This window comes from Fluviicola sp. (genome assembly GCF_029266855.1).
Taxonomy (GTDB): domain Bacteria; phylum Bacteroidota; class Bacteroidia; order Flavobacteriales_D; family Crocinitomicaceae; genus Fluviicola.
The window spans coordinates 1,110,646-1,132,731 of record NZ_JAQSWB010000001.1 but is presented as its reverse complement, the minus strand read 5'-3'; the positions used below and the strand labels follow the sequence as shown (position 1 = coordinate 1,132,731).

The window sequence follows — 22,086 nt, the reverse complement described above, 5'->3', positions numbered from 1 at the left end:
TCCAACAGGATTCGAACCATTAAATATTTGGAAAACAGGATAAAACTAATGGTTACGGAAGATTAGAATTAACAGTAATTGAGTTAATGTCCTGATGAGAATAGAATTGTACCAATTACAAAAACTGCGTCTGCAAGAATTCCACTAAAAGCTATAGCAAAATAATTTAAACGTTTTTCTGTTTTCAGATAGATGTCGACAAGCCACCAACTTAAAGCAATAGATATCAAACCTAAAGGCACGAAACAAAGTAAATAATCAAAATGACCCGAGAGATTATTCGCTAAAGTGTATGTGTTTGGGCCTGTCAATGCACCGATAATAATTACGAGTGCGTTGATAATTCCAATTAATATCAATAATCCGAATAGCTGCTTCTTTATCATTGTTTTTTTGTGTCTGTTGTCAATTACTTTAACTTGTTTATTGACTGTTAGTAATATTAAACGGTTTTGATTTCATATAAATCTGGTATTCGTACCTCAAGTAAAAATAGGCACCAATCCAGCATACAAATCCGAAAATCAAATAGAATTTTGCAACACGTTTTAATTCTTCCAGGACTTCAATCAAATCTAAATATGTGTGTTCGTCACTTTTAAATTCATAAACTCTAATCCATTTCCAATTTATTGTTTGTTGTAAAAATGTTGGAGAAATCGATTTAGAAATCTTAGCATAGTATTGACTCTTATCAACTAGTACTGATACTTTGTTTCCGTGATCCAAGCTTCCGATACCCCCACTGTTTTTCATTACCGTGTAGTTATCACCATCAATAGTAAATTCAAATCCTTTGGCTTCTTGAAGTTTTATTTTTAAGCTATGATTCTTTCCTTTTTCAAATTTTGGACTTTCTTCTAAGGTCCCAACAAATTCAATAAAATCTCTTTTGGTCCAGGGAAAAAATATATTGTGAATAGATAATATTGCTAAATAAGTTCCTAGTACAACAAAAAAACTGGACGCTGCGACAGCCCCTCTCCAGGCACGCTTTGGACTAATATTCTCTCTCCATCCCATTATTGGATATTTTATTGATTAGGCTTACTATTAACTCGATTTTTACAATGAATTTCATTAGTTTTTCGCGAATGGTTTTTATTGTGTTTCAATACTACACAATAATCTTGAAAACCAATTGGGTGTTGAAAAATTTCGGAAAGAAATTTGAGTCTGAAAGCCACTTGGATTAGAACCGCTTTGATTCGATAGAAAAATATGCTAAAACCAATGGTTTGTGAGAGATTTAGGGTTCACCACCCTCCTTAGTCCTCCCTCGCAGGGAGGAAACCAACTTGAAGCTTCAATCACGGATCCCGCTCTCACTCTCAATTCTCACACTAAAGAAAAAGAGCTTAGAGTGAGCAACAGAGCGAGAGAAGAGTGCAAAAAGAAAAAGAGCATTCAACTTACGTCAAATGCTCTTTTTCTTTTTGTGATCCCGCTGGGATTCGAACCCAGGACCCATACATTAAAAGTGTATTGCTCTACCAGCTGAGCTACGGAATCGAGTTGCATCCTGATGAAGGATGTTCCTTATTTTTTGTTCGCTACACTCATTCGTGATTGCGGGTGCAAAGATAGATATCTTTTGTGTTTATGCAAGAGCTTTTGCTAAAAAAAACTCAAAAAAATGAAGCAAGTCTGCTAACACGCTGAATCTAAGGGTTAAATTAGGTACAATTTTTCTTAACCTTTATTTAACAAGGCCCTGTTTCGCTCGTTGAGCAATTTTTTGTTGAATGAATCTCTTTTTGAATTAATTCGTTCATCTTTCTATTAGACTTTATTCTTTTTTCGCGTTTTCCTCCAGGATATGAATGTATTTATTCCAACGTTTGATAAAAAGTTCAAATTTCGGATGGGCTGCATTCGTATAATAGTTAATAATCATAGTGGTTACAACTTTTACTGAGCGAGGTTATTTTGTGAAGGTGGGGAGATCGGTATTAGGAAAATGACAGCCGAATGGGTAGTTTTGAAGTCTGAGAAAACAAGTCAAATACTGACAATTAAAAAGAAACAGACAAGGATTTATGAACGACTTTGACAGAAAAAAACACTGGGAAACTATTTATTCTACTAAAGAACTGAGCGAAGTAAGCTGGTATCAGCCAATTCCCGAAACATCACTCAACTTCCTGGAAGAAGCTCAACTAGAGAAAAACGCAAAAATTATCGATATCGGGGGCGGAGACAGTTTCTTTGCAGACCATTTACTGGCTGCAGGATATACCGACATTACAGTAGTAGATATTTCGGAAAATGCACTTGACAGGGCTAAGAAGAGATTGGGAGAAAAAGCAGCTTTGGTGAAATGGATCGTTGGGGATGCTACCCAATTGGAATTGGAAGAGCACTATGATTTTTGGCATGACCGGGCGGTTTTTCATTTTTTGACGCAAGTTCGCGATATTGCGAATTACCGCTCTGTATTAGATAGTTACATAAAGAAAGGAGGCGTTCTTGTGCTAGGAACCTTTTCTGAAAATGGCCCAAGCAAGTGCAGTGGAATTGAGATCAAACAATATTCCGAAAGCTCTTTGACAGAAGCTGTGAGTGCATCTTTTGAAAAAATCAAATGCATTACCGTGGATCATCAAACTCCTTTTGATACAACCCAGAATTTCGTGTTTTGCAGTTTTAAAAAGATTTAATACAAAGAAAAAGCCATCATCCGCTTGGGACAATGGCTTTTTCTTTAATTACGCAAGGATTTGTTGTTATAAGTTGTAATCCGGAAAGAGAAATTCGCCGAGACGAAACGCTATTGACTCATTCGGGAGCGCTAAATTACTTCCATTCTTTTCCATGCAGAAGTAAAAGTGTCGAATGCGGTTTGAAATTGAGTAAAGCGGATAAATTTGACAGTCAATGGCAGATGCAATTACTTTTTCTGAAAGTGCAACTGAAAGTCTTTATAGATGGAATGTGTCGGTTTGGGAAAGGCGCGAATTAAATTATTCCATCTTTTTCAAAAGAACTTCTTTCTTCTTTGCGTAAAAAAAAGGATATTTGGGAACTAACTCTTTTGTTTAATTAATTATAGCTTTATGTCTACAACAGAAATCATTCAGACTTATACTGTCCAGCCAGTCATGATGCCCATTATCCCCACTACTGGAGATCCTTTGACGGACACTTTTAATGTGGATGCGGCCTATTCTAATACTACTGGGTATTTAACGGTTGTTTTGTCATTCATGATCCCAACGGAATTGCAAGCTGATCAGGTGACGGTTAAACAATATTATAATTCTGGCGGACGATCCAAACGGCTGGAGTTCTATTTAGTTTATGATTGTGAATCAACAGGAACATACAAGCAGGTAAATTGCCAGTTTAAAGCAAGTGCCGTAGATGGAGCAGGAAGCCCGATAGATTTGGGAGGTATTTTAAATGTCTTTACTATGGTTGTTTGTTTAGCTGGCCCAAAAACTTCCAGAGGAACAGTTAGTTCTGTTAGAACAACCGAGGTTTAAAGGGATGTGTCGTTTGAATCAATTGATAAACCTGATTAAAGTGTCTCTGTTCGGGACACTTTTTTTGATTTCGTCAACCCTGATGGCCAAACGGGATGAAAGCAATCTATTCATAGATTTAAAGGCCGGTGAACTAGCCAAAAATGATCCGAATCTGGTATTCTTATCTAAAACAATTGTTTTTGCGCGCAATGAAAAATGGGATTCCGTTTTGGTAAATACCCAACAATTACTTCAACAGGTTAAAGATCCGAAAATCCTCGATTTCATACATTATTACCGGGGAGAAGCTTTTCATAAAAAAGGCATTTTCAAGTATGCCCTGGAGGAATTCAATTTCATACGCAAGGGCTTCGATTTCTATACGATGGTCCAATTTAATAAAGCCGGAATTTTTCTTTCTGAAGAAAAGTATAATCGAGCTTTGTCAATATTTGTAAGAATAGATACGACCAATCAAAATCACTTCAAAATGATTCGTGTGGATGCTTTATTCCACAATATTGGAGTTTGTTATTTGCATTTGGGAAATTATCCTGAAGCAGAAAAATACTTTTTGAATGCTATCCAAAAAATTGCTGGAAGAAGGGACTATGTTTCGCTTATTTCCTCTTATATGGATCTGGCAAATGTTTATTACGAACAATACCAGGACGAAAAGGCTATTGTATATTTTGAAAAAGCATACCTGCTTTCGAAAAAATACGGTTCAGTTGAAATGAAGCAAAATGCAGCATTGAATATGGCTGTGATCGAAGAAAACAGAAAGCGCTTTGATGCAGCACTAAATTACCGGAAGGAATACGAAAACTGGGTTGATTCCCTGAGTGATCAGAATAAAATATACGAGGTTGCCCAAATCGAAAAAAGATTGGCTTTGGCCCATAAGCAGCAACGGGTAGAATTACTGGAAACGGAGAATAAATTAAAGCAGGCAGAATTAACAACTTACCTTATCGCTGCATTGCTGCTTGCTGCCATTGTTATCTTTGGAACTTACTTTTACCGGCAGAACATCCTGCGCTCGCGCGTGATCCTGCATCAAAAACAGGAACTGGATCTGTTGAATGCAACAAAGGATCAATTGTTTTCCATTGTCAGCCACGATTTACGATCTTCCGTACATGCCTTAAGTGCAAGTAACAGCAAGCTGAAGGATAAAGTGGAGAAACAGGAGTATTCCAGCCTGGAAAATCAGTTGGAGGAAAACAGTGTAATTGCTACAAACACCTACAACATGCTCGATAACCTGCTGAATTGGGCTTTGTTGCAAACGGAGGGTGGTTATTTCAAGCAGGAAGAGCACCGCTTAAGTATGCTGATCGACCAGGTAGCCTTTAATTTTAAAGGGGTTTTAAACCAGAAGGAACTCAGCTTTGAGAACCTGATTCCAAAATCGGTAAAAGTGTTTGCGGATCCGGAGTCGCTGAAGATCGTGCTCCGTAATTTTATGGACAACAGTATTAAGTTTTCGAATCCGGGAGCAAGTATCAGAGTGAGTCCCGGTAGCTATCGGGATGAGAATGAGAATGAGAATGAGGTTTCTTTTATATGGGAAGACACCGGGAAAGGAATGTCGGAAGACACCAGGCTGAAGCTTTTAAGTGATTCTCCTCAGCTAACCAAAAAGGACCACGAGAAAGAAATCGGTTCAGGATTGGGGATGAATTTATGTAAAGCAATGCTGGTAAAAAACGGCGGAACGCTGGATATTTGGAGCCGACAAAACGAAGGAACAAAAATGATTGTAACTTTGAAAAAAGCTGCTGATGGAAAAGATTAAAATACTGATTGTTGAAGATACGGTTGCCGAAAGCGATAAATTGATAGATACTTTAACGGAAAGCCAATTTGATATTGTAGGAGTAGCACGTTCGCACCAGGAAGCATTGCAGCTTTTTTATGCAAACAAGGTAGACATTGTTGTAATTGATATTTTCCTCAATGGAGTTCCCGAAGGAATAACCTTTGCAGAAACCCTGAACAATGTTCCTAAATCGGCCAGGCCATTTGTGTTTCTGACAAGCTCTACTGACAGAAGTATTTTTGAGCGTGCAAAACTGACCAAGCCTTATAGCTTTTTGTTGAAACCGTTTAATCCGCTCGAGGTTCTGTATGCTTTGGAAATGGCTATTGAGAAATTCTATGATCAGCCGGATACCTTTCAAAGCGATGAAGAAGATACCATTATCAGTTCGGAGTTTTTGTTTATCAAGAAAAAGGGCTCACTGAAAAAAGTAGCCGTTTCGGATATCGTAAACATAGAAGTCGAGGAACGATACTGTTCTATTTTTGTGGGTTCGGAGAAGTTTGTGATCCAAATCTCGCTGACCAAGGTCATCAACTTGCTGGACCCTGCTAAATTTTACCGCGTACACCGCAATCACATAGTCAATGCACACGAAATAGAGGAGATCCAACCCTCCGACGCATTGCTGGTCATGAGTAATAAATCCCTTGTTCCTATCGGAGATCATTACAAAGAGGTGCTGAACCAGTTCAATATTATTAAGTAAGGACCAGATTGTCTTAGGAATACCTTTCTTATAACCTACTTTTTTCCAAGGCAAAAAAAGTAGGGCAAAAATGCCTTTATCCCGATTACGGCCTTCAAGCAGCCTTCCGTTACTGACCTATCCACGGAAAGACGGGATCAGGATCCCAAATGACAAGCACTTTCCGGGATCGGTAGCCGTAACAGCAGGCTTTTATTTCCATAACATTAATTGAAGAACGGGTGACAGATTGTAGGATAAGGTTCTAATCTTCGTGTCGTGTAATCGGGATTGTAGCCGCAGTTCAAACTTTTCAAAAAAGCAAAATTTTCTTCCGCAAAAGGAGTCTGTTATTTAGCCTAAAATACAGACAGGGAATAATATCATATTATTTCATGCTTCATTTTTCCTTTTTTATGACACAGATTTCCTTTTTCGTGACATTTCGTGTGAAATCTTACGAATAACTGCCCTATACTTGTCTCAGTCAACAAGCAGTTTTGAATTGATTGCTGACTAAAAATGAAGAGAAATGGAAACACTTGCAGATAGAAGACTTTCGCCGATTCCTGATTCGAAAATGGTTCTTGCTGAGATCAGAAATTTAGAGTGTTATTTTGAGCTTTACTGGCATTATTCAAACGGAGGCATGTTGTCGTTTGATTTTCCTCAAAAGCATTTGAATAAGTTTCCGGACAGGTCATACAAGCAGTTGCTCATGACAGCTATTGCGAACCAGATGAATACTGTGAATACATACATATCGATTCAAAACGAATATTTGAAAAACTATTATGTGCTCTATTTACATTATGCAAACGGGATGGACATTCCATCAGACTTTCCGGAATCTATAATGGATCAATTTCCGAATAGAAGTTGTATCCACCAGTTGAAAGGTGCAATTAACACGCTTCAACAGGAAATTAATAATGAAAAAGCGATGATATAAAAATTGCCCACTGTTCACTATAAAATAAAAGGCCACCATTATTCACTGAAACAAAAACTACAACAACAGCGCCTAATTATCTTAACTGGCGAAGCAGAGGCGGTAGCGGCCTCTGCTTTTTTAAAAGCTTTTTACCTGCTAACAAATGCGTAATTGATTGTCTGAATGACAACAAAAAGGGAATTCCATAATAGAATTCCCTTTTTAATTTTCAGCAGCTTGCCGGAAAGCAAAACCTTACTGATTCCTTTTCCAGGAAAGCCTCGTGTGAACTTCAATAGTTACACCCCTTACAAATGATCCGGATATACCCTTAAATTCAAAATCCCCCGCTGGCCGGGCCAACGGAGGATTTTCCCTTACGCTATAAGTAGTAGCTATGTGGGTTGTCGGTTTATTTCTTTACAAAACGGATTGTTTCAGTTCCATTTACTATTTTCAAATAATACATTCCGTTACTTTTATTCCCCGGTCTGGATCATTGTACCACCCCCAGCGCTCCGATTACCACTCCGGACGCTGTAAGGGCGGCACCTGTCCCTGACATACGAATACATCCTGGCAGATGACAAATGTCCGTCATTCGAATATTTTATCATCTAGGGGGAAACCCTAGATTTTAGGCAGAACGATCAATGATCCGTTTCAAACCGGTATTTTTATGTTCAAATTCTCATTGGATGAATGATCGGCTGAAGAAACTTTTAATGTATGTGTTACCACTAGTGCTTATGATTTGCGCTTGCGAGGAAACACCCGATAAAATCATTTATCATAAGGTCACGACAAAAAAGACAGACAGTACATCCGAATGGCTTTCCGAGCGCTCCAATTTTCACGCTAAAAATTATTACTCTGTCTTTCAAAACTACTATGCCAAACAACTGAAGCTTAAAAACTATAAAAAAGCGGCTAGTGGATTAGAAGAATTAACCGAACAGGAGATGTATTATTCCTTTTTTCAGAAAAGCACACTTGATACGGTCCGATCCTTCCAAAAACGATATAAGCAGAAACTTCCCTGGCATAAAACCATGTTTGTGGAATCCTACATTGGAAACTATTACGTCAACCAGGCCAATTACCGCTTGGCAATTCCACATTTTCGTAAGCTGACTACTTATAAGCCTTTTGATGAAGCCACCTGTAGTGAAGTTGGCTATGGGTATGGAGATTTGGCTTTTTGTTATTTCGCAATGGGACAACATGCAAAAGCACTTAAATACAACTCGAAAGCGTTGGCATTGTTCAATCAAACAGATAATTATGTCGGAAGGGGAGGGATTTACGATAACATGGCGATGGTGAGCCTTTCTCTGAAAAATTACACGAAAGCAGAAGTGTATTTTGATAAAGCCATGAGCAATTATAAAAGTGCAAACGATTCGAGCAATGTCCTGGTTTCCTTGCACAATAAGATCATTCTGTACCAGGAAATGGATGATCCGAAGCAATTTCACTTAATTGATTCGACCTATCATTTATTTATCAGAAGTAAGATTCAGGATGAGTCACTTGAGGTGGCGCTTGCCTCTTTTTATGTAGATATGTTGTTGCATGAGGGCCGTTATTCGGAAGCAAAGGCAATTCTTTCAGATATGAAGATCAGCGTAGAAAAATTAAAATCAGCTGCTTCAGATGCCGATTACAATATCGCTTTAGCAAGTTATGAGATCAAAGCTGGAGAAGGGATCCGGGATATTGAATTGATCGAAAAAGCCTTGTATGCCGTTGAGGAACAGGATGATTATCAAAATCAGGCTGCTTTTGCCCAGGTATTGAAAGAGAATGCCGTATTGACGAAAAATTATCAAAAAGCATATGTGTTTTCAGAAAAATTGAAACAAGCAGAGAACCGAATCAGCAGTCAAAAAATGATTACAAAGACTTTGGAGTTGAATAAACTCTATGAGACTAAACGAAAAGAAGAGCAAATTGCTTTTCAGAAAGAAACCATTTCAAACGGGAAGGCGACCATTGCTTTATTGATCTCCCTGTTGATGGGCTTGCTTTTGGTAATTGTGGTTGTTTTATCCAAACAAAAGCAAAAGAAGATTCAAACAGAGAATAAAAGGGTACAGCTATATACGAAGCAGCTCCTTGATAAAACCGAAGAAGAACGCCGGAGGATTGCAAGCGATCTGCACGACAGCGTGAGTCACGAACTACTCAATTTGAAGCATTCCGTTGGTGAGAGTACTCCTTCAGCGGGCGAAAAGATTGATTCTATTATAAAAGACATTCGCAGTATCAGCAGGAACCTGCACCCGGTAATGTTTGAAAAAGTGGGTTTATCAGCTAGTATTAATCAGTTGCTGGATCGCGCGCAATCAGTGAACCAACTAATGGTCACTTCCGATATTGTTTACAGCGGCTCCCTGTCAGTTTCAGATGAACTGCAGGTTTACCGGATTATACAGGAAGCACTTTCCAATATCATCAAATATGCAGAAGCCGTTGCGGCGAAGATCATCATTCGTGAAGGCGAAGGAGGGTTGAAAATTCAGATCAAAGATAACGGAAAGGGATTCAATGTTTCCGAAACGCTTTCCAGGAAAGATGCTTTCGGCTTGCATAATATTATTGAAAGAAGTAAGGCTATCGGAGGCCAGGCCAAAATCCAATCCGATAAAAACGGAACTATAATTACTATTGACTTAAAGAAAACAGAATGACTATTATCATTGCAGACGATCATCCGTTTACACTCCAGGGAACACAAAGTTTTGTCGAATCCTACGGTTACCAGGTTATTGCCACTTGTGCGAATGGTGTTTCGGCCCTGAACATGATTCAGCTTCGCCAGCCCGATATTGCTATCCTGGATATTAATATGCCCGCATTGGACGGCCTGGACGTAGCCAAGAAAGTTTATGAATTGAAGCTGAGAACAAAAGTTATACTTCTGACAATGCACAACGAAATGACCATTTACAACAAATCGAAAGAATATGGAGTTTATGGTTATATCCTGAAAGAACATGCCCAGGTAGAGCTGAAAAATTGTTTGTCGGAAGTGGCGAAAGGAAATCAATACGTTAGTGATTCCCTGCTAAATGACCTGGTAAGCGTTCGTGAAACCGGAACCGGTGAATTGGATAAGCTAACCTTTTCCGAGCGGAAGATCATAGAATTGATCGCGCAGCAAAAAACAAGTAAGCAGATCGCTGAAATGCTGTTTCTTTCCGAAAAAACAATTGAAGGCCACCGCTCCAATATCATTGAAAAGCTGGGCTTGCCGAAAGAAAAAAACGTATTGCTTAAATGGGCAATGAAGAACGGATTAGAATAATTCGCGAAATATCAAGCCGTATATTTTCATTATGAAAATCCCACTTTCATTTTGAATTTTCAAAGACTGCTTTCAAGGGTTTGTCCCGGTGTTTTTTTATACTTCTTTTAAAAGATCCTGATGTATGCGTATGTAACGAATACGCAGGTTTTACTTATTTCATACAAGAGAATCGGGTGATTTAAACTGATTCTAACCGGTGATTTGATTCCTCTGAATGAATTGTATTTTGGCATGGTATAGTTGTTGCCTTTCCGAAATCATCAAAGTGGAATAGTTCATTTAAAAATCAAGGAGTATGGCACGTTTTATCTCAATCGTTTTAATGGCAATAATCAGTAACACGTTTATTTTCGCTCAAAAACACGTGCCAATCCCGATGCGGTTATTGGTACAGGAAACAGTACTTGCTGCTAATCCGTTCATTTCAGATGAATATTCAAAAACTGCTGATGCAGATAAGGCAGCTGCGGTAAGCATGTATGTTTACAATAATCCGAGTTCAAATTACCTCGTGTTAGAAGTGCTTGGAGCTTCACAGGCAATGAAATTTCAATTGATCAATACACAGGGAGAAGAAATGTATTCGGGAACTATTCGCGGTACACAACTCATCGAAACGGAATCGTGGCCGGTTGGAACGTATTATTTTTTATGCGGTACTAAGCGCGAAACGATCTATGTGACAAGGTGATTAACTCATAATAATATAGTGGAATCCAATTTTATTGGAACTGGGTGGGGGAAAAAAAAGCCGGTTTGAAGAACAAACCGGCTTTTTTTAGTTAGTGTATTTTATTGAATACTGATTGCACGTTGCGAAGTCCCGTTTTCGGAAATCAAACGAACAAAGTAAATTCCAGGTTCAACACTAAGGTTCATAGCAACTGTAGTTTCACCTTGTGAAATGGTTTTCTCAGCAATTTGTTTCCCCTGTGCATCCACAATGATCATTTGAGATACTGATGTTAATGCATCAAATGTAATTTGGAACGTTCCGTTATTCGGAACCGGATAAATCTGCATGGATGTTCCTGCCAATTCGTTGATTCCCGCAGTACATTCTGTGATTGTTACATTTATACTATCCGTAAGTGTACAGTTAGTGTTGTCAACAACAGATAAAACAATCTCACCTGAAGCTTGCACCGGGTAAGAGTTGAAATTGTTATTCACACCGTTCCATGTATATGAACTGTAACCATTTCCTCCTGGAAGAATATACAATCCATCTTCTGAACATACCGTTGTATCAGCCCCTAAATCAAGTGTGTTGAATGTAAAAGTGATCATGTTCGGACAAGCGTAATTTGCCGGTGTTGCAGTTAATCGTGATGCAGAATCAGAAATTTGGAAGTAAAATAAGTTTTCTTGCCCACCTCCAAAAGTGGTGGTACTACTTTCATAGTGTCCGTAAAAACGTTGATTCACGGGATGTGCTATAAAGCTTGATAAATCTGAAAAATCGGTAATGGGCAGGATACTTGTGTACGTACCTGTTGTAAAATTAAAATCAACAATAGAATCATTCTCATCTCTGAAATAAGCATGACGATCTGTTCCGTCAAATCCTGTCATTCCCCAATCAGCCCAGTTTTCTGAACCATATACGTTTAATTCGTGTTGCCCCATTGGAGTTACCACTCCATTTAAAATAGAGATATGATAAAAATCCTGGTTGCCGTAAGCTGATCCAACGATCAGTTCATTGTAACCTGCAAGAATAACAGCCTGATCCTGTGTGCCGATTGTGACAGGTTGAGACAACATAATGATTTCACTGCCATATGACAGGTCTTCATTCAATTCACGCAAAGCATTCATGGTAAATCCGTCCAAGTTATCGGAGTTTGGCGTAAACGGTGCTGTCGTATTGTAAAGCGTATACAATTTCAATTGTGCTAAGTCAGTAAAGATTCCATCGCGCTTTTGAAAATCGGTACCGTTTTGCAGATCCAGATCATAACGGGCAGTAGCATCATCACCAACAATGTATACGTAATTCGCGGTAACTGCAATTCCTCCGCGGTCATCACCACTAAGGTCATCGTGATCAACCATTTGATAATTACTTGTGTCAAGGGAATTCATTTCATAATAATAAGGGCTGGATACCACAGCCGAAAACACTTCTGTTGGATTAACTGTAATCGGGTTTAGAGTAACGTTCGTTCCGATCCCAATCATGTTAGATAAGTTCGCATCTGTAGCGTATACTGTTGAAATATTTCCTGTATTCAAGATGGGAGCCATATTCTCACACGCAGTCATAGATTGATCTGCCGGATTTTCAAATACAGTGAAACTTGTACTGTCTTGTGTATAACATCCGTTTGCTTCCGTGAAGGTGTAAGTTGCATAGTAAATTCCAAAAGGTAAGCCGGACGGATCAAGTACACCGTTTGTGATTCCACTTCCCGAAAAAATACCTCCGGTAGGTGATCCTGTCAGGTTGACCGGATCATTTGATTGACAAAACAGACTATCAGTAAATGAAAAACTTGCCTGCTGTGCCGGAACACCTGTTGTACAATAATTGTATTGAAGTTTAGCACGTAACTTGTTTTCATCACAGTTAGGATACACAGTTCCTTGTTGTACAAATTTGTAGACTACACTTCCTCCATAGGAATTAATAGTTGCGAAAGGAATGGTGATTACAGCCGAAAAGACATTACAGTCATAGTAAGCAGGATTGGTAAAATTCCCCACAAGTACCGATCCAGGGCCATAAACGTTGTAAGAACCACCCGGGTAAAAATATGCGTTTCCGTCGATAGTTAGAGTTGCATCTTCATAAGCCCCACCAATAACCGAATTAAATGTGTAATACATGGTGTCGTTGGAGTTGTTGACATAGTTATAGTTGTCATTTGTAGGTGTACTTCCATAACTTGAATAGGTCTGGGAATAAGTGTTGAATGTGGCAAACATGCCGACGAGCATGCTTAAAATTAAGTAAGTTTTTTTCATATTTATTATTTTGGGTAAATCTAGACTTTCTGAACCATGTAAACTGCCTGAATTGCTAAATCAGGGGTTACCCCTTGGGTTGTAAATAGTAGGCCTGGTGCGTGTTTTTGTTCTTAAGTAAAGAATCATCCATTCCACTAAAACTTCCTAGGTACCATTCACCGAATTTTTGAAAATTACGATTTAGCGAAACGCGATAATGCTTAATTTTAAAATGTCTTTTTAGGAGCACAATTGCTATTAAAAAGCAACTAATTCTGTTTAAGGTTTATGGAACAACAAACCATTATCAAGGTCCGGAATTTATCCAAGAAATTTGGTTCCTTCGAAGCAGTCAAGAACGTTTCTTTCACAGTTAATAAAGGCGATGTGTTTGGTTTTTTGGGACCCAACGGAGCAGGAAAAAGTACTACGATCCGTTGTTTGCTTTCCCTGATCAGTCCGGATAGCGGAAGTATTGAATTGTTTGACAAATCACTGACGAAACACCGTTCAGAAATTCTCGGGAATATCGGAAGCATCATTGAAAAGCCGGATTTCTACAAATACTTGTCGGCACAAAAGAATCTTGAGATCTTTGCACGTATTTCGGGAGCAAGCGTTTCAAAAAAAGAGATCCTTGAAATGCTCGATTTTGTTGGATTGGGTGATCGTGCAAAACACAAAGTGAAGGGTTTTTCCCATGGTATGAAACAGCGCCTGGGTATTGCACAAACCTTGCTGCACAAACCGGAACTGATTATCCTCGATGAACCGACAACCGGATTGGATCCACAGGGAATCATTGAGATCCGCAACCTGATTCTCCGTTTGAAGAACGAACAGCAAAAAACCATTTTATTGTCTTCACATCAGCTTTCGGAAATTGAACTGATAGCAAACCGGATGGTGATCATCAACCAGGGGAGATCACTTGTTGAAGGAAGCGTTGATGAATTGCTCAACAGTGAAGAAACGGTTGTACGAATCGAAGTGGACCGGTCAGAATCGGCTGTTCAGTTCCTGCAAGCAAAATTTAATCCACAGGAAATAAGTGCAATTTCTCCTACGGAACTGGAAGTGTTCATATCCAAAAAGCTTGTTCCTAATCTTACAAAAGAATTAGTGCTGGCTGGATTTGCTGTGCATTCCATTGAACCGAAACGTAAACTGGAAGATTATTTCATTAAAACCATTCAGTCCTGATGCTTTTAAAAAACACGTATAACGAATTCATTAAGATCGTCTCAAAACCGCGCAGTTATTTAGGACTGGGTGCCTTGACGATATTGATCGGGATTATCATTTTTGCTATGAAGGCTGATGGTGAATCGATGGTTTCTTTTGTAACAGCATCCTTCGAACAAACACTTTCGTTCAATGGAAAGCTGGTGAACGGAAACCTGATTGCCTTTATCATCCTGCAAATGCTCGTGGTTCATATTCCTCTTTTAATTGCCCTGGTGACCGGAGATTTGATTTCGGGAGAAGCTGCAATGGGTACCATCCGCATGCTGGCCAGTAAACCGATTTCCAGAACGCAAATCGTACTTTCCAAATTCATTGCCGGTGCAATTTATACGCTGGTTATCACATTATGGCTGGGTTTTTTATCCCTGTTCGTGTCGCATTTGGTTTTCGGTTCCGGGGATTTGATGGTATTGAACAGCGATGGACTGGTGATTTTACCTGAAGCAGATATTTTATGGCGCTTCGGACTGGCTTTTTGCGTAGCTTATTTATCCTTATTGACCGTTGCCACTCTTTCGATTTGCTTGTCGGCATTTGCTGAAAATTCCATCGGGCCAATTGTTTCCACGATGGCAATCATCATCGTTTTCACCATTATCGGAAGCCTGGATGTCAGTGTGTTTGATTCCATCAAGCCATATTTGTTTACGACCCACATGGCCTCCTGGAGAAGTTTCTTTGAGCAGCCGGTTCCTTTTGACGAAATAATGAATTCCATTATAATACTGCTGACACACATCGTGCTTTTGGTGGGAATTACATTGATAAAGTTTAACAAAAAAGACATTACATCCTAATGAGAAAAATACTTGTTTTCAGTTTGTTTTCTTTGAGTTTTATGGCTTTCGGACAGAAGCCTGAGGACCTGATTGAAAAAATCAATGCGAAATTAGCTGCTGTAAAAGATTATACGGTGAAGGCGCACATCGATGCAAATATCCCGATGATCCAGATCATGCCTTCGAAAGCGAAGATCTATTTCAAGCAGAAGGATAAATTTAAGATCGAATCCAAAGGGATTACTATTTTGCCCAAACAAGGTTTTACAGAACTGAACACCTTTTTGTCGGAAAAGTCAAAATACACAGCTGTTTTCGGAGACTCATTAAGAATCCGCGATATAGATACACGTCTGATTAATATCATCCCGAATTCCAGTTCCGGGGAAATTATCCTTGCTAAGATCTGGGTAGACCAGAAGAATTCGGTTATCATACGCTCCCAGGTCACAACGCAAAGCAATGGAACTGTTAAAACAGATTTCAAATACGGCGCACAATTGAGTTATGGTTTACCAAGCGAACTGAAGTTTGAAATCGATGTAAAGAAATTCAAGATGCCTAAAAGTGTTGCTGCAGATATCAACAAAACTTCAACCGATAAGAAAAAGACCAAGTCCAAACCGAAGTCGAAAGGAATAATAACGATCACGCTGAGTGACTATGCCGTCAATACAGGTCTCAGCGACAGTTTTTTTAAAGACAAGAAGAAGTCTGAATAAGCTGTAAAAAGGTCTGATGAAAATTAGACTTTTTTGTATTTAACAAGCTGCTGTTCAGTAACTATTTGCTTAAACTTGGGTTTTACTGAAAATAGAAAGGATGAATTTAAAAGTGAAAGCTGCAGCTGTTATGTTTATGTTCCTAATCGGTTCGGGTTTGTTCGCACAAACTTCACAAGAAGATTTCAATTTTCCGGAGCCTGAAAACAATGCGCTTTTAACACCCTTAACACTTTGGTCGACCCAATATTATATACACGAGTTCCGATCCGGTGGATCAATTCCGATTGTCTATGCCAATGGCGGGCCTTCAGGTTTGTATGCAGATACCTGTGATTTCTGTGAAGCAGCACTAGAAGGAACAGCTTACGTAAAAGACTCATCGGGAATAATAAGCGTGATCAACTTTGCGCAGTCGGGTGATAGTTTATTTGTGAATTGCAGGGCTTGTAAAAAATATGCTTCCAGTAAGTTGCGGGTCGAAAGCTGGGGGAGAACCCTTTGGACAAAATCAGAAGGATTTGGCGACGGAGTGAAAAATTACCGCTTAATTCCCTTTCGTACAGTAGCCGTCGATAAGAACGTCATTCCATACGGAACAGTGATTTATATTCCCAAAGTAAAAGGTAAATTAGTCAATTTACCAAATGGCGAACAGGCAATTCACGATGGCTATTTTTTTGCAGGAGATACGGGCGGGGCGATTAAAAGAAATCACATCGATATTTTTACGGGAATTTATACGGGAAATCCTTTTCCGGAAGTCATTAGGTCCAATGAAAGCAAAACGTTTGAAGCCGTAATTGTTACTGACACGAGCATCATCAATACATTGACGGAATTACATACGAAATAAGAGGTCTAAGTTTACTCAGTAGCAATCTTCAACAAGGCTTCTTTCAGATCGATCGTATTGGTATCGTAGAAGATAATACCCAAATCCGAATAAGTGCGTTCCATTGACCTGCTATTCTTTTTGTTCAGTCTTTTTCCAAGGTAAACAAAATAGATACTGATCCCTTCCGACTTCAGATCTTTGATAAGTGTTTTGGTTTCGTTACTCAGGGGAAATTCACCATCTGTTAAAAGAAGCACTGAATTCACACCCTGCTCCAATTTATTCGAAGAAAGAAGATCTTTAACCGTTTCTAATCCGCTCCGGATATTTGTTTGTCCGAAAGCTTGGATATGCTCAATTTTTTCCCCAATGTGCTTTTTCTGATTACAGGGAACTGACTTCAGCAAGACTTCGGATTTTCCTGAAAAAGTGACGATTGAAATCCGGTCTGCTTCCCGCTGGATCCGGACCAGGCTTTTTGCATGTTCTTTTAAATGAGCTAATTTCCCGGATTCATTCATAGAAGATGAAGCATCCAGCAAGTATACCAAATGATGAGGTTGTGCGTTATGGACCAAGAGTGCATCGGGACTCAATCCGGGAGGAGTTGAATCCGTAAGGTTTGTCTCAATAAGTGGTTCAGAATATTCAAATTTACAGATCAGTTTAGGCGCCATCAGTAATACATTCTGATTGGTGTCAATTTCAGAAGGGGAAAGGCAACAGGAAGAAGTTTTCCTGAAAGTCAATCCATCACCGATTTCGATGTAATCATTGTAATCTTCCACCACTGAATTGTAGCCACGTACGAAATCATTATAAGCCTGCTGTGATTTCTTTAACCAGGGTTCGGATGAAGGTTTGGATGAGGCAAACCAGTATATTCCGCTCTGCATGGAAGTATAAAAAGTGCGGTAACGGGTATGGAGCCAAAAACCGCTGTTTAATTTTCCATATCCCCGTGTTTTATAAAGATAAAGCGAATCGTTTTTTAATCCTTCAGCATTCAGGATCCTGAGTTTGGTATCGTATGCTGCATTGCTTGACAGATTCTCCCGGTACAACTCCTTTTCCCAGGCCGTTAAGAGATTCATGGTAAGATTCAATTCCTGAAGTCCCTGCTGCAATTCTTTATGTGATTGAAAAGGAGGATAATGGAAATTGCAATAATTCACCAGTTTATTGTCCAGTTCCATGGAATTCAGGTAGCACATTTTGAACCAGCGATCGTGACTTTTTAAAATCCGTTTTGCTTCTTTGAATTGAGGATCAGTCCGGAATTTTTTTTCAGAGATATAGGTATTCAATTCCGTGTGAGCCAGGTACAAACTGTCCGTTGAAGCAAGGTATGTGTTTATGGAAGGTGCCAGGGAAATCAAATTGCTCTTTGGTTTTGCGAGCATTTTCAGTACCAGTTCTTTGGCTTCCAGCCACGGAAGATAATCGGCTTGATAGGCCGGAATCTGATTTTGAGCAGTAGGAGTAATCTCTTTGAACCTAAAAACCACTTCAATTCCCGAATAGGAGACGAGTCCGCTGTGCTGAGTCTTACTGCAATAAAAGTAATTCTCATTGATCTTTTCGGAACTTCTGTGCAGTGCCTTTTGCAATTGTACTGCATCAAAGTACCAATCCTGGCTGCAGCGGCTAAAAGCGTTCATGAGCTCCACGATGTTATTCAATTCCCTGACCTGTTCGTTTCTTCCCTGGGAAAGTAACAAGTGAGCGTGTGCTAAAAAAAGAATCAAAAGGATTACTTTCATTTGTAAAGAAACTGAATGCTAAGATAAGAAAAAGTCCGCCGCGGCGGAAAGACAGAGTTACCACACTTGGGAAGTGTGCACCGAAGGTAAACGTCAGTGTAGTAGCAACGAGGGAAAAAGCGAAACCATTGTGATATATCTTTTATACTGAAAAATTAACATTTCATAAATAGCTTTACCATATTTATGGTATTGCCTGAACAAGTTCCCGATTGTACATTTGTTTAGCTGATTATTACAAATCGCAACTGAAAATGAAACAAGAGCAAAAGACTGAATTGGGGGCTGATTTGACAAACCGTTTGTTGAATGAACGTTTGAATAATATGCCTGCTTTTAATTCTTCGGAAGAAGCTTTGAATCAGTTGATAGATTTAGCCAGGGAAGGGCTTACGGAATTTCCAAAAGAACTGATCCAGGAAGTAGCAATCCAAGATTTGCTGGGGTCACTCAAAAAATCACATGGGGTTTACCTGAACACCAAGCTTCCGGAAATTGAGCAATCCATCTACAATTTATACAGTAAACAGACAAATTCAGATAATGTATTGTTGATGTTGTGCGGCTTCTTTATTTCCTATCAGAAAAAATTAGTGGCCCATATTCAGTATGAGGAAGTTTTCCTGTTTCCCTATATTCAATCATTACTTGAATTTCAAAAAACAGGAGTACCTATTGATCGCGAACGCTTCGGTAATTTTACGCTGAAACAGTTCTTCGAAAATCACTCCAACCTGGAGGAAGATTTGAATGAGGTAAGAAATAAGATTACAGAGAATATTGCAGGATTGAAAACACCTTTGGCTTTCCGCATTTTTCTGACTCAATTGGAGCACTTTGAAAAAGACCTTGCGGTTCATGCAGTTTTGGAAGACGACATACTTTTGCCGCGTTTGGTGGAGCTGGAAATCCATTTGTTAGGGTGATTGATGGGTAAGTGAATGATAATCAGCCTCGTCCCAATATTGGGACATTGGGATTTCGGGAAATTCAGAAATCGCTTCAAAGTAAAAAAATAGCAATCCAAAGACAAGTTATTTTATTTGAACTTCGAATTTGGCTTGATATTTGTCTTTTCGTAACTTCAACAAAAAATCTTAAAAATGAAACTGACATTCCTTACCATAATAGTATTGATCAGCACTTGTTCATTTGGTCAAATTAAATTTGAACATGGAACATTGGATGAGGCACTTGCAAAAGCAAAACAGGCGAAAAAACCATTGTTTGTAGATGTTTATGCAACCTGGTGCGGACCTTGTAAACAAATGGCGGCCACTTCCTTTATTGATCCGGAAGTAACAGCTTATTACAATGCGAATTTCATTTCTTTGAAACTGGACGGAGAGAAAAATGACGGACCGGCTGTGATGCAGAAATATGGTATCAGTGCTTATCCGACACTTTTATATTTTAATGCCAGCGGAGATTTGGTTGGAAAAGTTGTAGGAGCTTTGCAGGCAAAACAATTACTTTCAAAAGGAAAAGACATCATAAACCCGGAAGCAAATCCTGTATTTACTGCAAATAAAGCGTATCTGAAGTCTAAGAAGAAACAAGACGATTTAAAGGCATATGTGAAGGTATTAGCAGAAAACGAACATGATTCATTAGGGAAATATGCAGCAGAATACTACCGGAAATATCCCGATCTGGATTTAAAAGATCCTGTAGAGCTGCAAGTCTTTAAGAGCGCAGTTCACGATTATAAATCACCCTTGAGTAAACAATTCCTGAATGACGAGGAAAATGTGAAAAATCAGGATGCTTATCTTGGAAAGATCAATGATTATTTCATGACGACTTACCAGGAAGCGAAAACTGCCGATAATTTTGAAATCATGCAAAACATGGTTGTAGAGATCTATCCTTATCTTCAAAAATGTAATGTTCCGGATTTGCCGTCCCAATCGGATTATTTGGAGTATGTGAAAAGTCAGTTTTTGAAGTAAGTTGTTCGAAGTGAGATTTATGTAAAAAAACACCGGTTTTCTGTAATGAGATTTAACTGTTAAGAAAAGACCTTTGTAAGAAACAGGGTAATAATCTTAAAAAATAATAGTTATGTCGACAAAAGAAGAAAACAATCAAAATCAAGGAGGATCAGGTCAAAATCCTTCTCAGCAAGGCTCCAGCGGTCAACAAGGCACAACAAATCAAGGCTCCACTAGTCAGCAAAGTTCCGGTCAACATAGCTCAACCGGTCAGCATGGTTCATCCAGCCAGCAAGGCTCCGGTCAAGGTTCTTCCGGTCAGTATGGTTCGGGACAGGGATCTTCCGGCCAACAAGGTTCAGGACAAGGATCCACCGGTCATCAAAGTTCTCAAGGTTCCGGACAATTTGGTCAGGAGGGATCAGGACAATATGGAAACCAACAAGGTTCAGGACAAGGATCTACCGGTCATCAAAGTTCACAAGGTTCCGGACAGTTTGGGCAGGAGGGATCAGGACAAAGTTCTTCCGGTCAGTATGGTTCGGGACAGGGATCTGGTCAACAAAATTCAGGTCAGGGTTCTTCCGGGCAATATGGTTCCAGTCAACCAGATTCAGGACAAGGGTCCAGTGGTCATCAAGGCTCCAGCGGACAGTATGGTTCCGGTAGTCAACAAGATTCGAGTGGTCAATATGGTTCAGGTCAGGAGGGATCGGAACAAGGTTCCAGCAGAAACACAAACCAGGCTTCCAGTGATTCGGACAATAGTTCGCCTTTTGAAATTACAGGTAACTGGGGAAAACAATCTTCTAAATTGAAAGAGCAGTACAGCCAGTTAACAGATTCCGATTTACAATTCGAACCTGGAAAAGAAAACCAGTTATTGGATAAAATCGGAACCCGACTCAATAAATCGCGTGATGAGGTAATTAATATTATTAACAGAACCGAAGAATAGGTTTTATTTAGGTATGTAACATCAATTACTATTAATTTGACTAATAGTAACTGTTAGGTTCTATCTAGAGAGAAGCGTTTGTCGAAAGGCAAACGCTTTTTTTGATACATCCAGCGTATTCTGTAAAATATGCAACAATTTGTTTTTATCGTGTAAGGGTTTAAATTATCTCATCATGCATATTTGTAGTAGATGGAAACAAAATTTCATTGTTAATCTAGATAGTCATGAAAAGAAGAATAATCCGCTTGGGGTTATCACTTTTGGTAATCATTCTTGCAAGTTGTACCGAGACGAAATCAGAGAAAGTGAATGAGGCTGCAGAGGATGTTCGGGATGCACAGGAAGAATTAGACCAGGCACAGCGTGAATACGCAGAGGAGGTTGAAAATTACCGGCAGTCAATGCAAACAGATATCGATAATAACAAAGAGGAGATTGCCAGATTAAGAGAGCAGCGAATTAACGACAGGGCGGAAGCTATCCGACGCAGAAACGAACGGATTGATGAACTTCAAAAACGCAATGAGGAAATGGAGGCTCGAATCAGAGATTACAAAAGCAACAACAGAGAAAACTGGCAGGAATTTAAAAGAGAGTTCAATAATGATATGGACGAACTTGGAAAAGCCTTTAGAGATTTAGGAAAAGACAACGTAAAATAA

General features: G+C 39.2%; 20 protein-coding genes and 1 tRNA gene. 16 read left to right on the top strand and 5 right to left on the bottom strand.

All coding sequences use genetic code 11. From position 1 onward, the window contains the following. Positions 1-83 precede the first annotated feature (83 nt). The 3 genes from K0S23_RS05200 to K0S23_RS05190 form a co-directional block, all read right to left on the bottom strand. A complete protein-coding gene (locus K0S23_RS05200; protein WP_300355245.1) occupies positions 84-386 on the bottom strand; it encodes a hypothetical protein in 303 nt (100 codons plus the stop codon). Positions 387-423: 37 nt separating this feature from the next. Continuing rightward, positions 424-1,023 (bottom strand): hypothetical protein, encoded by a 600-nt coding sequence (locus tag K0S23_RS05195; protein ID WP_300355243.1) that lies wholly within the window; start codon positions 1,021-1,023, stop codon positions 424-426. Positions 1,024-1,439: 416 nt separating this feature from the next. Next, a tRNA-Lys gene (locus K0S23_RS05190) sits at positions 1,440-1,512 on the bottom strand. 527 nt (positions 1,513-2,039) lie between these two features. On the opposite strand from K0S23_RS05190, the gene K0S23_RS05185 reads away from it, so the two are divergent. The 8 genes from K0S23_RS05185 to K0S23_RS05150 all read left to right on the top strand — a co-directional run bounded on the left by K0S23_RS05185 (position 2,040) and on the right by K0S23_RS05150 (position 10,918). Further along, positions 2,040-2,660, top strand: coding sequence for a class I SAM-dependent methyltransferase (locus tag K0S23_RS05185; RefSeq protein ID WP_300355241.1), 621 nt, complete (start codon positions 2,040-2,042; stop codon positions 2,658-2,660). Between the two features lie 396 nt (positions 2,661-3,056). Continuing rightward, complete coding sequence (locus tag K0S23_RS05180; protein WP_300355238.1) at positions 3,057-3,485, top strand: hypothetical protein; 429 nt, start codon at positions 3,057-3,059, stop codon at positions 3,483-3,485. A gap of 82 nt (positions 3,486-3,567) precedes the next feature. Further along, positions 3,568-5,268: a tetratricopeptide repeat-containing sensor histidine kinase gene (locus K0S23_RS05175; protein WP_300355235.1), complete on the top strand. Its 1,701-nt coding sequence runs from the start codon at positions 3,568-3,570 to the stop codon at positions 5,266-5,268. Continuing rightward, on the top strand, positions 5,255-6,001 hold the full coding sequence (locus tag K0S23_RS05170; protein ID WP_300355232.1) for a LytTR family DNA-binding domain-containing protein: 747 nt from the start codon (positions 5,255-5,257) through the stop codon (positions 5,999-6,001). Before K0S23_RS05175 ends, K0S23_RS05170 begins: the two co-directional genes overlap by 14 nt. Before the next feature lie 511 nt (positions 6,002-6,512). Further along, complete coding sequence (locus K0S23_RS05165) at positions 6,513-6,932, top strand: hypothetical protein (RefSeq protein ID WP_300355230.1); 420 nt, start codon at positions 6,513-6,515, stop codon at positions 6,930-6,932. A 680-nt stretch (positions 6,933-7,612) separates the two neighbouring features. After that, a complete protein-coding gene (locus K0S23_RS05160; protein WP_300355227.1) occupies positions 7,613-9,607 on the top strand; it encodes a tetratricopeptide repeat-containing sensor histidine kinase in 1,995 nt (664 codons plus the stop codon). Beyond that, a complete protein-coding gene (locus tag K0S23_RS05155) occupies positions 9,604-10,224 on the top strand; it encodes a response regulator transcription factor (protein ID WP_300355224.1) in 621 nt (206 codons plus the stop codon). Before K0S23_RS05160 ends, K0S23_RS05155 begins: the two co-directional genes overlap by 4 nt. A gap of 298 nt (positions 10,225-10,522) precedes the next feature. Continuing rightward, positions 10,523-10,918, top strand: coding sequence for a hypothetical protein (locus K0S23_RS05150; RefSeq protein ID WP_300355221.1), 396 nt, complete (start codon positions 10,523-10,525; stop codon positions 10,916-10,918). A 101-nt stretch (positions 10,919-11,019) separates the two neighbouring features. On the opposite strand, the gene K0S23_RS05145 is transcribed toward K0S23_RS05150, so the two are convergent. Further along, positions 11,020-13,197 carry a T9SS type A sorting domain-containing protein gene (locus K0S23_RS05145; RefSeq protein WP_300355218.1) on the bottom strand — a complete coding sequence of 726 codons (2,178 nt, stop codon included), beginning with the start codon at positions 13,195-13,197 and terminating at the stop codon, positions 11,020-11,022. Positions 13,198-13,467: 270 nt separating this feature from the next. Here K0S23_RS05145 and K0S23_RS05140 point away from each other — a divergent pair, with 270 nt between their 5' ends. From K0S23_RS05140 to K0S23_RS05125, 4 genes are all read left to right on the top strand, one after another. Beyond that, positions 13,468-14,382: an ABC transporter ATP-binding protein gene (locus K0S23_RS05140; protein WP_300355215.1), complete on the top strand. Its 915-nt coding sequence runs from the start codon at positions 13,468-13,470 to the stop codon at positions 14,380-14,382. Continuing rightward, positions 14,382-15,224, top strand: coding sequence for an ABC transporter permease subunit (locus tag K0S23_RS05135; protein ID WP_300355212.1), 843 nt, complete (start codon positions 14,382-14,384; stop codon positions 15,222-15,224). The genes K0S23_RS05140 and K0S23_RS05135 overlap by 1 nt, the downstream gene beginning before the upstream one ends. Continuing rightward, the gene (locus K0S23_RS05130) at positions 15,224-15,928 is read left to right on the top strand and encodes a hypothetical protein (protein WP_300355209.1); all 705 of its coding nucleotides are present in this window, start codon (positions 15,224-15,226) and stop codon (positions 15,926-15,928) included. The genes K0S23_RS05135 and K0S23_RS05130 overlap by 1 nt, the downstream gene beginning before the upstream one ends. Before the next feature lie 100 nt (positions 15,929-16,028). Beyond that, positions 16,029-16,784 carry a 3D domain-containing protein gene (locus K0S23_RS05125; protein WP_300355207.1) on the top strand — a complete coding sequence of 252 codons (756 nt, stop codon included), beginning with the start codon at positions 16,029-16,031 and terminating at the stop codon, positions 16,782-16,784. Between the two features lie 11 nt (positions 16,785-16,795). Here K0S23_RS05125 and K0S23_RS05120 read toward each other — a convergent pair whose 3' ends face one another. Then, entirely contained in the window at positions 16,796-18,529 is a 1,734-nt protein-coding gene (locus K0S23_RS05120; protein WP_300355205.1) for a VWA domain-containing protein, read from the bottom strand. Between the two features lie 254 nt (positions 18,530-18,783). Between K0S23_RS05120 and K0S23_RS05115 the strand changes: the two genes are divergently transcribed. The 4 genes from K0S23_RS05115 to K0S23_RS05100 all read left to right on the top strand — a co-directional run bounded on the left by K0S23_RS05115 (position 18,784) and on the right by K0S23_RS05100 (position 22,086). Beyond that, positions 18,784-19,455 (top strand): hemerythrin domain-containing protein, encoded by a 672-nt coding sequence (locus K0S23_RS05115; protein ID WP_300355202.1) that lies wholly within the window; start codon positions 18,784-18,786, stop codon positions 19,453-19,455. Between the two features lie 177 nt (positions 19,456-19,632). Further along, entirely contained in the window at positions 19,633-20,481 is an 849-nt protein-coding gene (locus tag K0S23_RS05110; RefSeq protein WP_300355199.1) for a thioredoxin family protein, read from the top strand. Positions 20,482-20,593: 112 nt separating this feature from the next. Next, the gene (locus K0S23_RS05105; protein WP_300355357.1) at positions 20,594-21,421 is read left to right on the top strand and encodes a hypothetical protein; all 828 of its coding nucleotides are present in this window, start codon (positions 20,594-20,596) and stop codon (positions 21,419-21,421) included. 227 nt (positions 21,422-21,648) lie between these two features. Next, complete coding sequence (locus tag K0S23_RS05100) at positions 21,649-22,086, top strand: peptidase M23 (protein ID WP_300355197.1); 438 nt, start codon at positions 21,649-21,651, stop codon at positions 22,084-22,086.

Bases quoted from the DNA above. Each gene is read 5' to 3' on its own strand.
- K0S23_RS05200 (WP_300355245.1), bottom strand. From the start codon at position 386: ATGATAAAGAAGCAGCTATTCGGATTATTGATATTAATTGGAATTATC.
- K0S23_RS05195 (WP_300355243.1), bottom strand. From the start codon at position 1,023: ATGGGATGGAGAGAGAATATTAGTCCAAAGCGTGCCTGGAGAGGGGCT.
- K0S23_RS05185 (WP_300355241.1), top strand. From the start codon at position 2,040: ATGAACGACTTTGACAGAAAAAAACACTGGGAAACTATTTATTCTACT.
- K0S23_RS05180 (WP_300355238.1), top strand. From the start codon at position 3,057: ATGTCTACAACAGAAATCATTCAGACTTATACTGTCCAGCCAGTCATG.
- K0S23_RS05175 (WP_300355235.1), top strand. From the start codon at position 3,568: ATGGCCAAACGGGATGAAAGCAATCTATTCATAGATTTAAAGGCCGGT.
- K0S23_RS05170 (WP_300355232.1), top strand. From the start codon at position 5,255: ATGGAAAAGATTAAAATACTGATTGTTGAAGATACGGTTGCCGAAAGC.
- K0S23_RS05165 (WP_300355230.1), top strand. From the start codon at position 6,513: ATGGAAACACTTGCAGATAGAAGACTTTCGCCGATTCCTGATTCGAAA.
- K0S23_RS05160 (WP_300355227.1), top strand. From the start codon at position 7,613: ATGAATGATCGGCTGAAGAAACTTTTAATGTATGTGTTACCACTAGTG.
- K0S23_RS05155 (WP_300355224.1), top strand. From the start codon at position 9,604: ATGACTATTATCATTGCAGACGATCATCCGTTTACACTCCAGGGAACA.
- K0S23_RS05150 (WP_300355221.1), top strand. From the start codon at position 10,523: ATGGCACGTTTTATCTCAATCGTTTTAATGGCAATAATCAGTAACACG.
- K0S23_RS05145 (WP_300355218.1), bottom strand. From the start codon at position 13,197: ATGAAAAAAACTTACTTAATTTTAAGCATGCTCGTCGGCATGTTTGCC.
- K0S23_RS05140 (WP_300355215.1), top strand. From the start codon at position 13,468: ATGGAACAACAAACCATTATCAAGGTCCGGAATTTATCCAAGAAATTT.
- K0S23_RS05135 (WP_300355212.1), top strand. From the start codon at position 14,382: ATGCTTTTAAAAAACACGTATAACGAATTCATTAAGATCGTCTCAAAA.
- K0S23_RS05130 (WP_300355209.1), top strand. From the start codon at position 15,224: ATGAGAAAAATACTTGTTTTCAGTTTGTTTTCTTTGAGTTTTATGGCT.
- K0S23_RS05125 (WP_300355207.1), top strand. From the start codon at position 16,029: ATGAATTTAAAAGTGAAAGCTGCAGCTGTTATGTTTATGTTCCTAATC.
- K0S23_RS05120 (WP_300355205.1), bottom strand. From the start codon at position 18,529: ATGAAAGTAATCCTTTTGATTCTTTTTTTAGCACACGCTCACTTGTTA.
- K0S23_RS05115 (WP_300355202.1), top strand. From the start codon at position 18,784: ATGAAACAAGAGCAAAAGACTGAATTGGGGGCTGATTTGACAAACCGT.
- K0S23_RS05110 (WP_300355199.1), top strand. From the start codon at position 19,633: ATGAAACTGACATTCCTTACCATAATAGTATTGATCAGCACTTGTTCA.
- K0S23_RS05105 (WP_300355357.1), top strand. From the start codon at position 20,594: ATGTCGACAAAAGAAGAAAACAATCAAAATCAAGGAGGATCAGGTCAA.
- K0S23_RS05100 (WP_300355197.1), top strand. From the start codon at position 21,649: ATGAAAAGAAGAATAATCCGCTTGGGGTTATCACTTTTGGTAATCATT.